Raw genomic sequence first — 14,079 nt, 5'->3', positions numbered from 1 at the left:
TTCGTGACGCGGGTGTGGGCCTAAGGGTTCGGGTTCCGGCACGCGGGCGACCGCCACCACAGTCTCGCCTGATCGGTAGCCACTTGCCAACGCCGTCGAAACCGTGACGACGATGACGGCACCGAGACTCCTCCACCTCGCGGATCTCGAGACCATCTACGACGATCCCGAACGGCTCGGCCGGCTCGCCGGCGCGATCGACCGGGTCCGGGACGACCGAACCTTCGTCGTGGGATCCGGCGACACGAGCGCACTCGGGGCGCTCGCGTTCGAGAGCGACGACGGTCGCGCAATCGCCCGTCCGTTTTACGATCGCATTGCCCTCGACGCGGACACGCTCGGCAACCACGAGTTCGACCACGGGGCCAGCGAGGCCGCCGAGTGGGCTCGATCGACGGCAGCGACGCACCTCGCCGCGAACGTCGAGGGACCGACGTCGCTCGAGGACACCACACAGTCCGACGAGACCGATCGATGGGACGGCCTCGAATCGAGCACCGTCGTCTCCGCCGGCGGACACCGAATCGGGCTGATCGGCGTCGTCCACCCGGAGACCGTCGAACTGAGCGGGCTGGAGCTGGACGTGACGATCACGGACCCCGTAGATGCCGTTCGAATCGAGGCAAAACGGCTCCGCGACCGGGGTGCCGACTGGGTGGTCGTCCTCTCGCACGCGGGGCCGATCGACGAACGGATCGCCGCCGAAACCGACGTGGACGCCGTCCTCGGTGGACACGATCACGACGCGGTCCGCGAGCGGATCGGCGACACGCTCGTCTCGCGAACGGAGGGTGCCCAGGCCGGCGTCTATCAGCTCGTCGAACTCGGCGGGTCACCCACCGACCACGCCGGCTCGATCGAGGCCGTCACGCGCTCGATCGACGAGGCGCCGCGCTCCGAGTCCGTCGAATCGACCTATCGAGAGCTTGCTACCGACCTGGGGCTAACCAGCCGGCTGGGTCGGTTGCCGGACCCACTCGACCACATCGAGGCGGCCGAACTCGTCGCGACTGCGTATCGCGTCGGCGGCGACGCCGACGTCGGCCTCGTCGCGGCCGCGTCCGTCCGTGACGGGCTCCCGGGTCGGGTCACCCGGGGTGACGTCGTCGGGATCGTTCCCTTCGGATCGAAACTCGACGTGCACCGCCTCCCGGGCGAGACGCTTCGGGCCGTGGCAGAGCGATGTGCGGACCCGCTGGATGCGACCCACGGTGGCCTGATCGCCGCCGGCCTCGAATTGAGAGCAGACGGCACGGTGTGTATCGACGGGGCGCGAATCGACCCAGAGAGTGACTACCGCCTCGGCTGTATGAGCTACCTCACCGTCGTCGACGCCGTTCCCGAACTCGAGGCGGATACACGCGTCGAGTCGCGAGGCCCCCAGCACGAACACGTACTGACACGCGTCGCGAACCGCATCGACGAACCGGCCGGCGGGAACGCGATCCGGTGAGGGCCGGCGAGAGCGCTGACTCGATGGCGACGTCGGCGAGATCGACGTGACGCGACCGACGGACGAGACCCTGTAGTCGCGTTTCCACAGCTCCTTACTCGACGGTCACGGAGGCCGTCTCTGTCGCGATTGGGCCACCGTTGGATTCGTAGAGCGTCACGGTCACCGCCTGCGTCGATTCGAGCGGTTCGTCGAGAGCCACGGACTGATTCGTTACCTCGTCACCGGCGTCGAACGTCACGCCGCTCCCACCGATCACGTTATGTGCCTCGTCGAAGACGAACAGCGACGAATCGACCGGCGTACGCAGCGAAGCGATCTCGACGGTCGTACCGTCCGACGTTTGATCGTCGAACGTGATCGATGCTGACCCGATGTCCGAGACCTCGACGGTCACCGTTTCACTCACGATCGGTCCGCCATTCGACTCGTACAGCGTCACGGTCACCTCTTGCGTCGACTCGAGTGGCTCGTCGAGGTCGACGGAACGGTCCGTTACCTCCTCGCCCGCCTCGAACGTTACGCCGCTTCCGCCGACGACATCGCCAGACTCGTCGAAGACGAACAGGGACGAGTCGACCGCCGTCCACAGGTGCGAGACGTCGATCGACGAGCCATCGGACGTCTGTTCTTCGACCGTCAGTGTCGCAGGGCCGGCGTCCTCGACCCGCAGGAACGCCGTCGTCTCGGCGATCGGGCCGCCGTTCGACTCGTAGAGAACCACACGAACGGACTGGCTCCCCTCGAGTGGCGATTCGAGCGGAACGGTCAGCGAGTCGATTTCCGTGCCGCCGACGAACCTGACGCCACTCCCACCGATCTGCCGACCGGTGGCGTCGAAAACGAACAGCGACGCGTCGACGTCCGTTCGAAGCTGTGAGATGTCGACCGACGCGCCGGTTCCCGACTGGTCGCGAACCGTGAGTGTGGAGTCAGCATCGCCGAGCGAGATGGTTGCCGCGTCTCCTGCAGCCAATGTCCCAGGCCGCTCGATCAGGAGTGCGGTGATCTCCTGACTCTCGGTGAGCGACCGACGCAGTTCGATCGAGTGCGACCCACGCCGTACGTTCGCGGACAGTTTCCGCTCTGCGAGAACGTCGAACGCGTCCGTCAGGAGGTACAGGGTACTCGCCTTCTTCGTGCGCAACGTCTCGATCGTCACCGAGCCACCACTCGAACGTTGATCGTCGAGCTGAACGGTCGCCCCGTGCGACCGACCGTCTTTTCCGCTACCGTTCGCACTCACAGACCCCGCGAATATCGCCGACAATCCGATCGCTCCACCAGTCAGGACGTCACGCCGCAAATTGTGAATTTCCATACAAGTCGTCGCTGCTGATACGTTATATAATTTCTTATCGATAGCCCCGTCACTGGCGGCCAGAGGTAGCAATTAACGGCTACCCCGCGTTCGATGCGGGAAAACGGGGTGGAACACGACTCGCGGGGGAACACGACACGCAACGGCCCACACCAAGACCGATACGACGAACGGCACAGTTGCATCAGCTGCTCCCATTCGTGGCCGAGAGTCGCCTGAGGACTGGAATCGGACCCAGTAGACTTGGCGTCGAAGGGTGAATCAGGCGGTTCAGGACGAGAAAGCGCCACTCGGAGGAACTGCCGAGTTCCGACGTGGTCGAAATCGTTATCTGCTGTAATTTGAAATACAGAATCGGGTAAATGGATCGTCGAACGCTGTTACAGACAGGGATCGCTGTGGGGTGTGTGGGCCTCGCTGGGTGCCTGGACATACTGGGGGACAGTGGGGAGGGAACCGAAGGCGATGACGGAGCCAACGATGCCGAGCCTGCCGAATCAGACACCGCTGCGGACGCGAACGGAGAGCGCTACGAACTCACCCGGCAGAGCGGACAGGTGGTGAGTGACTGGCTTCTCCCACCGGGCGCCGTCGGCGTCGATGCGTACGACGTCGAAGCGTTCACACCGAGTCGGCTCGGTCCGTATCGGGACGAATTACCACCCACGCTGACGGAGTTGGCCGACCAGATGCACTATTACCTCACTGGCTCGTTGCCGGAAGGTACCACGTGGGACCCCATCTCGATGATCGCGACCGCGGATTACGGGTGGGACGGCGGCACGACGATCGTCGCACGAGGGTCGTTCGAGACGAGCCACCTGGGGCGGCTCGTCACGAGCGACGAGTTGACCCACCGCAGCGAGTACGGCGGACTGGACGTGTACGAGGGCGACAACGATGCCGTCGCCTTCGACCAGACGACCTGGGTACAGACCTCGGCGGACCGGCCGGTCGAGACGCTAGAGCGCACCATCGACGCGGCGGCCGGCGACGCGTCCCGGTACGCGGACGAGCACGAACCGTTTGGCCGCCTCGTCGACGCACTCCCTGACGGCGACGTCATCAAGATCACCGATGGAGCGCCCGGCCTGGGGCTCATGGATATCGAGGGCGCGATTGCAAAGAGCGAGGGCTACGCAGTCGACGGTGCCGAGACGACCGCGACCGAGGCAATCTTGTTCGAGACAGCGGCGGACGCGACGACGGAGGCCGGCGAGGACTACCTCGACGCCCATCGGCACAGACCGGCCCCCGATCACGAGTCGGTCGCAATCACGGTCGATGGACAGTTGCTGGTGATCGAATCCGCGATCGACACCGGTGACGTGCCGAAGATCGGCGCGATGTGACGTCACGGGGGTCGGTCGCCACGGACTCTCGGTCAGTGGACGACGGGGCCAGGCGGCCTCCCTCACGATCGCGGTACGCCGATTCCTGCTGGCAATCGATCGAGAGGCCTGCAAGCGGACCGAAACCGGCTACTGGGAGCACGATCCAGAACGAGGTATGCTGTTCACGCCAGGGCCGACCGCCGTGCCGCCGTCCGTCAGGGAAGCGATGGCCGAGCCGCAGCCGAATCCGGACCTCGATCCGGCGTTTCGCGACCGGTACCGCGACCTCTGCGCCAAGCTGGCCCGCGTGTACGACACTGACCACGACGTGGTGGTCCTCGGCGGCGAGGGGATCCTTGGGCTCGAAGCAGCGATCGCGTCGCTGGTCGACCCGGGCGACCGCGTCCTCTGCGTCTCGAATGGGCTCTACGGCGACGGGTTTGCCGACTTCGTCGAGTCCTACGACGGCGACCCCGAACTCGTCAGTGGACCGTTCGACGACGGCTACGACCTCGACGCGGTCGAAACGGCGCTAGAAGACGCCGCGGCGGCCGGCGAGCCGTTCGGGCTAGCGACGATGGTCCACTGTGAGACGCCGACCGGGACACTCAACGACCTCGAGCCGGTGCTCGACCTCCTCGACGAGTACGACGTACTCTCGGTGGTCGACGCCGTCTCCTCACTCGGCGGGACGTCCGTTCCGACCGAGCGGATCGACGTCTGTCTCGGCGGGTCCCAGAAGTGTTTCTCCGCGCCGCCGGGGCTGACGACCGCCGCGATCAGCGATCGTGCGTGGGAGCACATGGAGTCGCGTGAACCCACCTCGCTGTACACGAACTTCCTCCCGTGGCGCGACGTCTCCGACGGCTTTCCCTACACGCACCTCGACGCAAACGTAGCCGCTCTCGACGCGGCGGTGGACCTCGTGCTCGACGAGGGTGTCGAGGGCGTCTACGCACGCCACGAGGCGGCCGCCGAACGCTGCCGGGAACGGGGCGCCGAACTCGGTCTCGATCTCTATCCCGACGCCGAACGGGCGTCTCCCACGGTCACCGCGTTCTCGCTCCCAGGCGATGCTGCTCGCGTGCAGCGACGGGTCGCAGCGGACGAGGACGTCGTACTGGCGACCGGACTCGGCGAGATGGCGGACGACATCCTTCGCGTCGGCCACATGGGGTACAACGCCGACGTCGAGAAGGTCGATCGCGCGATGGACGCCGTCGAAGCCGTTCTCGACGGCTCTCACTAGTAGTCCGGGTGCCGTCCGGCGCCGTCACGCCGCCGGTCGATCGGCGGTGATCAGACTGCTCCGCTCGTACTTCGAGAGAGAGAGAGAGAGAGAGAGAGAGCCCTCTGTTCGAGCCACAGCTTCTGACTCCGATCCACCACGGATTTGTACCACCGGCCGGTAGACATCCGTATGCGACCGCCACAACCCGACGCTCGGCCAGTCGCCCTCACCATCGCCGGTAGCGACTCCGGCGGCGGAGCGGGAATCCAGGCGGATCTGTCGACGTTCGCGGCCCACGACGTCTTCGGCACGTCGGCGATTACGGCCGTGACGGCCCAGCACACGCGCGGCGTGGACTCCTCGTACACCCTTCCCCGTTCCGAGGTCGCCGCCCAGATCGACGCCGTCGTCGGCGACTTCGACGTCGGGGCCGCGAAGACGGGGATGCTCGCCAGCGCCGATCTCGTCTCGCTCGTCGCCGATCGGGTCAGGGACGCTTCGTTCCCGGTCGTGGTCGACCCGGTCATGGTTGCCACGTCGGGTGATCGACTGCTCGACCGCGACGCAGAGGCCGCGTACGAATCACTGCTTGCCGAGGCGACCGTCGTCACACCGAACGTGGACGAAGCAGCGGTTCTCACCGACGTCGAGATTACCGGTGTCGACCGCGCGGAGGACGCCGGCCGTCGGCTCCTGGAGACGGGGGTCGACGCCGCGCTGGTGAAGGGCGGACACGTCCCGGGCGAGACGATACGGGACGTCCTCGTCGCCGAGCCGAACGCGGTGGCGGACCGTGACGCGACGGACGCCACCACGGAAAGGGCCGGCGAGTTCGTCGACGGCGCGTTCGTCGCCACGTTCGAGCACGAACGCGTCGACACCGAGGCGACGCATGGCTCCGGCTGCACCCTCTCGGCCGCGATCGCCGCCCGACTGGCTCGCGGAGACGACCTCGTCGACGCCGTCGGCGGCGCCACGGACTTCGTCGCCCGCGCCATCGAGAGTCACTACGAGGTCGGAACGGGGCCCGGCGCGGTCAATCCGCAGGCGGATCGACGAACCGTGGAGTGAGCGGTTCGACCGGCTGTTCCGAGTTCGCTCCTTCACCGGCACGTCGGCTGCCGGGCTTCGGTCGCGCGAGAACTTTTTATTGTCGCCGGCGAATCCGGTTGCATGGTCGAGAGTCCGTTCGACACCGAGTTCCGCGTCGGCGAGGTCGCCGACGCCGAGTCGTTCCCCGAGACGAACAAGGACGCGATGACGAAACTGTGGATCGACCTCGGCGACGAGGAGATCCAGTCTGCGGCCCAGCTCGACTATCACTACGACCCGGACGACCTCGTCGGCCGGCGGGTGCTCTGTGCGACGAACCTGGGGTCGGTTCGGATCGCCGGGTTCGAGTCCGAAGCACTGACCGTCGGCGTCCCAAGTAACGAGGGCTACCCCATCCTCGTGAGCCCGGACGACGGGTTCGGTGTTTCGCCGGGGGCGGCGCTGTACTGACCGCGACGGCGGATACGGACCGGCAATCGTCAGGCCGGAACAGCTGTTGACACCGAACCGCTCAAGAATCAATTGACCCGAGGGCGGGTAGCACGACTACTGCCCTCGCCATACGAAGCGGAGAGCACTGGAAGCAATCGAACCCGGCCGGTGGCAATTTAGGGCTGGCGTCTCAAGTATCTCAGATGACCCCGTTGTTCCATCGGGTCTGGTTCGTCCTGCTCGTGGCCGGCGTCGTGGTCACGCTCTCGGTGGCGATTCTGGCACTCAGGAATCGAGAGACCGATGGTGCAACGGCCCTCGCGGTTACTGCGAGCTCGATTACGATCTGGTTGCTCGGCGATCTGGGGGCGACGCTGGCGACGACGGTGTCGGGGAGTACCCGCTGGGTCCAGTTCCTCTGGATTGGCGCCGCGCTCACGCCGACGGCAATGTTCGTTCTCGTCGTTCGGTACACCGGCCGAACGCGGTTTCTGACCGACTGGGTCCGAACGGGACTCGTACTCGCAACCGGCCTCATGATCGCCGTCGTGTTCACACACGGCTCACACACGCTCCTCTGGCGTGAGGTCTACGCGGCCCCAGAGACCCCGATCGGCATCGCGTTCGACCACGGGCCGGCGTTCTACGCGTATACGGTGTACGCCTACTCGCTCACTGCCGCGGCGGCACTCTTGGTCGGCCAGTTCTACGCCCGTTCGAAGACGATCTATCGGGGCCAGGCCGCCGCCCTGGCCGTGGCCATCCTCGCACCCTGGACCGCCAGCACGGTTTTCGTAATCGGCATGACTGACTTCGATCCAAGTTCGCTGGCGTTCACCGTCACCGCCGCCGCGTTCGCCGTCGCGATCCTCCGCTATCGATTCGTCGATGTAATGCCGATCGCCCGCGAGACGATCGTCGACGCCATCGAGGACGGCGTCGTCGTCCTGGATAATCAGGGACGAATTATCGACGCCAATCCACAGGCCGTTTCCCTGCTCGGTGTCGACGATTCCATCGTCGGTCGCGACGCCAGCAACGCGTTACCCGACCCGGTTACGGATCGGGGTCGAGCCGATGGGTGCGACGAAGTCACTGTTCAGGACACCGAACGCAACCGATATCTTGCCATCGACGAGACAGCGATCACGGACAGTGACGGTCGGCCCCTTGGCAGCCTCCTGATCGTCCGCGATGTCACCGAACAACGGCGTTACGAACGCGAACTCGAACGCCAGAACGAACGCCTCGACCGGTTCGCGAGCGTCGTCAGCCACGATCTCCGGAATCCCCTCAACGTCGCCGATGGCTACCGCTCCATCCTCGCAGAACGCTACGACGATCCCGAGCTCGACGAGATCGAAACCTCGCTCGCTCGTATGGAGCACATCATCGAGGACGTCCTCACCCTCGCCAGACACGGCGACGTCGTCGACGACCGGACGTACATCGATCTGGGGACGCTGGCCACTGTGGCCTGGAACGGCGTCGACACGGGGGAGGCGACGCTTCGAATCGAGACGAACGACCACCGCATCTCTGCCGACGAATCCAGGCTTACCCAGGCGCTCGAGAACCTGTTTCGCAACGCCGTCGAGCACGGCTCGACGAGCCCTGCCTCGTCCACTCGGCAGGACGCCGTCGAACACGGTGGACGGGACGTCACCGTCACGGTCGGAACGGTCGAGGGGGAAACGGTCGGAAGGTCGGGGTCGAGTGCGACCGTCGAACCGACCGAGGCAGCATCCACGCAAGCCGACGGTTTCTACGTCGCCGACGACGGCGTCGGGATTCCAGAAAGTGACCGGGACGCAATTCTCGAAGCGGGCTACACGACGAATCAGGACGGCACTGGCCTCGGACTCGACATCGTTTCGCAGATCGTGCAAGCCCACGGCTGGTCGCTCGCCGTCACCGAGTCCGCCGACGGCGGCGCACGCATCGAAATCGACTACGAGCCCGATCACGGACCTGCCGATGACGAACCGACCGAACGTCACTCACAGACGGCGTAACTCGTAGCACGGCCCGACGAGACGGTTGATGGACCGATGACACTGCCAGCCGGAAACGCCGCCGCGAATCGGTCCACCGATGGCGGCGTTCCGACGGGCCCACGGGCGTGAGAGACGTGACACGGGCGACTATCGATGGCCACTGGTGTTATATCGGCGGAACCCAATTACGTGATGATGGCAACTCTCGCCACCGCGTACATGGTGGCCGTTGCACTCGGGGCTGCCACGAGCGTGGTCATCACGATACTCGCTCTTCGAAACCCGGACCACGCCGAGACGAAGGCGCTCGCGTTACTCACCGGCGGAATCGCCCTGTGGACGGGCGGCGATTTCGCGAGTATGCTCGTCGATAGCCGCGAGGCGACGATACTCGTCACCCAGACGGTTCACTATCTGGGCGTCGCGATCGTTCCGACGACCGTCTTTCTCTTCATCATCGTCTACACCAACCACGACGACCGACTGACGCGCCGCCGGCTCGCTGCACTCTACGCCGCCCCAGCCGTCCTGTACCTACTCGCCCTTACCGGAACCTCACACTCGCTACTGTGGACGGAGATCGTCCCCTCGGACGCGACGCCCGTCGGCTACGTGTTCGAAAACGGCCTCGGGTTCTACGCCTACGTGCTGTACTCCTACAGCCTGCTCGCCATCGGGACGGCCCTCCTCGCCAGGTTCATCCGGCAGTCGAACGATCTCTACCGTGGCCAGTCGACGCTGCTCATGATCGCCGCGATTGCCCCGTGGCTGAGTAACATCGTCTACGTCCTCAGTGACAGCGAATTCGAACCGAGTTCGATGGGGTTCACCGTCGCGGCGGTCGCGCTCGCCGTCGCCGTATTCCGGTACCGCCTGACCGACCTCCTGCCGATCGCCCGGGACGCGATCGTCGAGCAGATCACCGACGGCGTCGTCGTCCTCGATCGACGCGGACGCGTCGTGGACGCCAACCCGCAGGCCGCCCCCTACCTACAGGGAGATGTCGCCGCTGCGCTCGGTCGCGATGTCACCACCGTGCTACCCGAGGAGATCGGTGACTGGCTCGCGACGGATCCGCTCTCGCTGACGACCAACGAGTCGACAGCCACGCCGTCGAATCAGGACGACGAGACCGACACCGGGGCAGCACCTCTGGAGCCGTCGTCCGACGCAAGCGCGGACGACACCGGGAGCCGGAGCGCTTCGACCGCGGTTCGTCTCACGGCCGATGGCACCCCGGCGTACCTCGCAGTCGAGACGACCGCGTTACGAGACGGCGACACCCGGATCGGCCAGTTTCTCATCATCCGCGACGTGACCGATCGCCAGCGCTACGAGCGCGAACTCGAACGCCAGAACGAGCGCCTCGATCGCTTCGCCAGCGTCGTCAGTCACGACCTCCGAAATCCGCTCAACGTCGCCGACGGCTATCTCTCCATCCTGGCCGAACGCTACGACGATCCCGAGCTCGACGAGATCGAGACCTCGCTCGATCGCATGGAGCACATCATCGAGGACGTCCTCACCCTCGCCAGACACGGCGATATCGTCTCTGACCGCAGCCTCGTCGACCTCTCCGTGCTCGCAAACAGGGCCTGGAACGGCGTCGACACCGCCGACGCCACGCTCGCAGTCGAGACCGGCGACCACCGCGTCGCCGCCGACGAGTCCCGGCTCAGCCAGGTGTTCGAGAACCTGTTTCGCAACGCGGTCGAACACGGTGGTCCGGACGTCACCGTCACCGTCGGGACGATCGATATCGACGACCCACCGGCTTCGGCTACCGAGCGATCAGTCGCTCCCGAAACCGGTGAGAGTGCCGGCTTCTACGTCGCCGACGACGGTGTCGGAATCCCCAAGGACGACCGAGACGCGGTTCTGGAGTCAGGCTACACGACGAACCAGGACGGGACGGGCCTCGGTCTCGACATCGTCGGACAGATCGTCGAGGCCCACGGCTGGTCGCTCGGCGTCACCGAGTCCGCCGACGGCGGCGCACGCTTCGAGATCTATTACGACGGACTCGAAGACAGCCCGCCCGTCGACCACGGCGACACCGAACACGGTGAACCCGCTGGCGACGGACACGATCGCTCGGGGACGGACGATGCTGACGGTGCGAGTGGAACGACGACCGACACCACATGCGACCCGTCACCGTCGTAATCGGTTTGATCGCAGCGGTATTCGGAGAGACTGTGAGACGCAGGCGGGCCGAACCCGCAGCGTTTTCCCGGTCGACATCCACCCATCGGGTATGACCGGGGCGACGGGGATCGTTGGAGAGTTTCTCTCGCTGAAGGACGAGACCGACGCGGAGCTACTCGCGATGCAGTGTGGCGACTTCTACGAGTTCTTCGGCGACGACGCCGAGGTCGTCGGCGAGGAGCTCGATCTCAAAGTCACCTCGAAGTCCTCGCAGGGCCAGTCCTACCCGATGGCCGGCGTGCCGTACGACGATCTGACGCCGTACCTCACCGGACTGGTCGAGCGCGGCTATCGCGTCGCCGTCGCCGAACAGTACGAGACCGAGAGCGGCCACGCCCGCGAGATCGAACGCGTGGTGACGCCAGGGACCCTGCTCGAGACGCGCGACGCCGACGCGCAGTACCTCGCCGCCATCGTCGCGGCCGACCGGAGCGTCGATCTGGATTCGAGTGCGAGCGGCGCGCACGCCGAGTGGTCGAGTGGTGACACGAGTAGCCGCTCGGCGACAGACGACGCGGACGTCGCCTACGGCCTCGCGTTCGCCGACGTGACGACGGGCCAGTTCCTCGTCGCGAGTGCTGCGGATGTCGACGAGGTGCTGACCGAGTGTTACCGCTTCGGGCCCGTCGAGGTGCTGCCGGGACCGACGGTGCGAAACGACGACGAGCTTCTGGGCGCGTTACGCGAACGCACCGACGCGGCACTGAGCCTTCACGACGCGGAGGCCTTCGCGCCCAAACGAGCCGCACACACCGTGCGCGAGCAGTTCGGCGCGGAGCCCGTCGATCGCCTCGCGCTGCCGGAGCCGACGGTGGCGGCGGCCGGCGCCGTGCTCTCGTACGTCGCGGAGACGGCCGCGGGCGTGCTCGCCTCGATGACGCGCCTGCGGACCCACCACGGCGACGACCACGTGACGCTCGACGCGACGACCCAGCGCAACCTCGAACTCACCGAGACGATGCAGGGCGAGCGCGAGGGGTCGCTGTTCGACACCATCGATCACACCGACTCGAGCGCCGGCGCCCGGCTGCTCGCCGAGTGGCTCAAACGCCCCAGTCGCTCGCTCGACACGCTCGAGCGCCGCCAGAAGAGCGTCGCCGCCCTCGCCTCTGCCGCGCTGGCCAGAGACGAGATCCGCGAGGCGCTCGGCGAGACGGCCGACTTAGCGCGCCTGGCCAGCCGCGCCACCTACGGCAGTGCCGACGCCCGCGCGCTGTGTTCGGTACGCGACACCTTCGCGGTGTTGCCCCGGCTCGCCGAGGCGATCGAGTCGGCGCCCGAACTCGCCGACTCGCCGCTCTCCGAGATCGTCGACGAACCCGACCGCGAGGCGGCGGCCGCCCTGCGCGACTCGCTCGCCGCCGCCCTCGCCGCGGAACCGCCCTCGACGATCACCCAGGGCGAGGTGATCCAGCACGGCTACGACGACGAACTCGACGAACTGATCGAGCGCCACGAGGCGCTGCGGGCGTGGCTCGATTCGCTCGCCGATCGCGAGTCGAACCAGCACGGCCTCTCACACGTCAGCGTCGGGCGGAACAAGACCGACGGCTACTACATCCAGGTCGGCCGCTCGGCCGCCGACGGCGTCCCAGATCACTACGAGGAGATCAAGCAGCTGAAGAACTCGAAGCGATTCACGACGCCGGAACTCGACGAGAAAGAGCGCGAGATCCTCCGACTCGAGGAACGCCGCCACGACCTGGAGTACGACCTGTTCTGCGAGTTGCGCGAGCGGGTGGCCGACCGTGCCGAACTCCTCCAGGACGTCGGCCGGACGCTGGCGACCGTCGACGCGCTCGCCAGCCTGGCGAGCCACGCCGCCGCGAACGGCTGGATCCGTCCCGACCTCCACGACGGCGACGGGATCGATATCGAGGCGGGGCGCCACCCCGTCGTCGAGCAGACCACCGAGTTCGTGCCGAACGACGCCAGGTTGGGACGGGTCGGATCGGTGACAGACAGAGCGGCGGAGTCGCGGGCGGACGGAGCGGCGGAATCGCGAGCGGATGTGGACTCGTCGGGAGCCGACGCCGGCGAAGAGCCCCGCTTCGTCGTGGTGACGGGCCCCAACATGTCCGGGAAGTCCACCTACATGCGCCAGGTGGCCTGTATCGTCCTGCTCGCACAGGTCGGCAGCTTCGTCCCCGCCCGCGAGGCCGAGATCGGCCTCGTCGACGGCATCTTCACCCGCGTCGGCGCGCTCGACGAACTCGCACAGGGGCGCTCGACGTTTATGGTCGAGATGAACGAGCTCTCGAACATCCTCCACGCCGCCACGGCGGACTCGCTGGTCATCCTGGACGAAGTGGGTCGGGGAACGGCGACGTACGACGGGATCTCCATCGCCTGGGCGGCCACGGAGTACCTCCACAACGAGGTCGGCGCGAAGACGCTCTTTGCGACCCACTACCACGAACTGACGAGCCTGGGCGAGCACCTCCCGCGCGTGGCGAACGTTCACGTCGCGGCGGACGAGCGAGACGGCGACGTGACCTTCCTGCGAACCATCCGTGAGGGGCCGACCGACCGCTCCTACGGCATCCACGTCGCCGACCTGGCTGGCGTCCCGGACCCCGTCGTCGACCGCGCCCGCGACGTCCTCGACCGCCTGCGCGAGGAGAAGGCCATCGAGGCCCGCGGCGGCGGTTCCGCGGAACCCGTCCAGGCCGTCTTCGACCTGGAGAGTGGGACCATGCAGACCGCGTCGGCGTCGGGTGCGCCACCGTCCGGCGGGCCGGAGGCGAAAACCGGGAGTCGCGACGCGGCGACCACCGACGGCGGCGCGGCGAGCGCCGAGCAGGCCGACGCGCAGCCGGCGGACCCGCCCGCGCTGGATCCCGACACCGAGGCCGTCCTCGACGAACTCGCGTCGCTCGACGTGAACGGGACGGCACCGATCGAACTGGCCTCGCGGATTCAGGAGCTGCAGGACCGGCTCGACGGCGCGGAGCAATAATCGGCGACGTCGGCGGTTTCTCGCTGTAGTCTCCCCAGACGGAACCGACCTCGTGAGACGTCTCGCCGAGCCACGTGAGCCAGCCAGCCCC

General features: G+C 66.7%; 8 protein-coding genes and 1 pseudogene. 8 read left to right on the top strand and 1 reads right to left on the bottom strand.

Features of this window, described 5'->3' with window-relative positions; genetic code table 11:
- The first annotated feature begins 112 nt into the window (after window positions 1-112).
- Window positions 113-1,453, top strand: a complete 1,341-nt coding sequence (locus tag HALRU_RS02480) for a bifunctional metallophosphatase/5'-nucleotidase (protein WP_015299835.1) — start codon at window positions 113-115, stop codon at window positions 1,451-1,453.
- A gap of 94 nt (window positions 1,454-1,547) precedes the next feature.
- Here HALRU_RS02480 and HALRU_RS02475 read toward each other — a convergent pair whose 3' ends face one another.
- Window positions 1,548-2,615: a hypothetical protein gene (locus HALRU_RS02475; protein WP_245547772.1), complete on the bottom strand. Its 1,068-nt coding sequence runs from the start codon at window positions 2,613-2,615 to the stop codon at window positions 1,548-1,550.
- Between the two features lie 566 nt (window positions 2,616-3,181).
- Here HALRU_RS02475 and HALRU_RS02470 point away from each other — a divergent pair.
- The 7 genes and pseudogenes from HALRU_RS02470 (at window position 3,182) to mutS (ending at window position 13,988) form a co-directional block, all read left to right on the top strand.
- The gene (locus HALRU_RS02470) at window positions 3,182-4,126 is read left to right on the top strand and encodes a hypothetical protein (protein ID WP_245547771.1); all 945 of its coding nucleotides are present in this window, start codon (window positions 3,182-3,184) and stop codon (window positions 4,124-4,126) included.
- 157 nt (window positions 4,127-4,283) lie between these two features.
- Window positions 4,284-5,357: a pyridoxal-phosphate-dependent aminotransferase family protein gene (locus HALRU_RS02465; protein ID WP_015299832.1), complete on the top strand. Its 1,074-nt coding sequence runs from the start codon at window positions 4,284-4,286 to the stop codon at window positions 5,355-5,357.
- Between the two features lie 171 nt (window positions 5,358-5,528).
- Window positions 5,529-6,398: pseudogene (gene thiD, locus HALRU_RS02460) on the top strand (bifunctional hydroxymethylpyrimidine kinase/phosphomethylpyrimidine kinase); the annotation flags it as partial.
- A gap of 114 nt (window positions 6,399-6,512) precedes the next feature.
- The gene (locus tag HALRU_RS02455; RefSeq protein ID WP_015299830.1) at window positions 6,513-6,842 is read left to right on the top strand and encodes an EMAP domain-containing protein; all 330 of its coding nucleotides are present in this window, start codon (window positions 6,513-6,515) and stop codon (window positions 6,840-6,842) included.
- A gap of 185 nt (window positions 6,843-7,027) precedes the next feature.
- Window positions 7,028-8,839: a histidine kinase N-terminal 7TM domain-containing protein gene (locus HALRU_RS02450; RefSeq protein ID WP_015299829.1), complete on the top strand. Its 1,812-nt coding sequence runs from the start codon at window positions 7,028-7,030 to the stop codon at window positions 8,837-8,839.
- Window positions 8,840-9,016: 177 nt separating this feature from the next.
- A complete protein-coding gene (locus HALRU_RS02445) occupies window positions 9,017-10,987 on the top strand; it encodes a histidine kinase N-terminal 7TM domain-containing protein (protein ID WP_015299828.1) in 1,971 nt (656 codons plus the stop codon).
- Window positions 10,988-11,078: 91 nt separating this feature from the next.
- Window positions 11,079-13,988, top strand: coding sequence for a DNA mismatch repair protein MutS (mutS, locus tag HALRU_RS02440; RefSeq protein WP_015299827.1), 2,910 nt, complete (start codon window positions 11,079-11,081; stop codon window positions 13,986-13,988).
- Window positions 13,989-14,079: the final 91 nt, after the last annotated feature.

Source organism: Halovivax ruber XH-70, from assembly GCF_000328525.1.
GTDB classification, from domain to species: Archaea; Halobacteriota; Halobacteria; order Halobacteriales; family Natrialbaceae; genus Halovivax; species Halovivax ruber.
Note: the sequence above shows the minus strand (reverse complement) of the source record. Positions and strands in the feature narration are given on the sequence as shown.

What these genes read in the sequence shown, in the direction of transcription:
- HALRU_RS02480 (WP_015299835.1), top strand. Translation starts at nt 113, where the DNA reads ATGACGGCACCGAGACTCCTCCACCTCGCGGATCTCGAGACCATCTAC.
- HALRU_RS02450 (WP_015299829.1), top strand. Translation starts at nt 7,028, where the DNA reads ATGACCCCGTTGTTCCATCGGGTCTGGTTCGTCCTGCTCGTGGCCGGC.
- HALRU_RS02465 (WP_015299832.1), top strand. Translation starts at nt 4,284, where the DNA reads ATGCTGTTCACGCCAGGGCCGACCGCCGTGCCGCCGTCCGTCAGGGAA.
- HALRU_RS02455 (WP_015299830.1), top strand. Translation starts at nt 6,513, where the DNA reads ATGGTCGAGAGTCCGTTCGACACCGAGTTCCGCGTCGGCGAGGTCGCC.
- mutS (WP_015299827.1), top strand. Translation starts at nt 11,079, where the DNA reads ATGACCGGGGCGACGGGGATCGTTGGAGAGTTTCTCTCGCTGAAGGAC.
- HALRU_RS02445 (WP_015299828.1), top strand. Translation starts at nt 9,017, where the DNA reads ATGGCAACTCTCGCCACCGCGTACATGGTGGCCGTTGCACTCGGGGCT.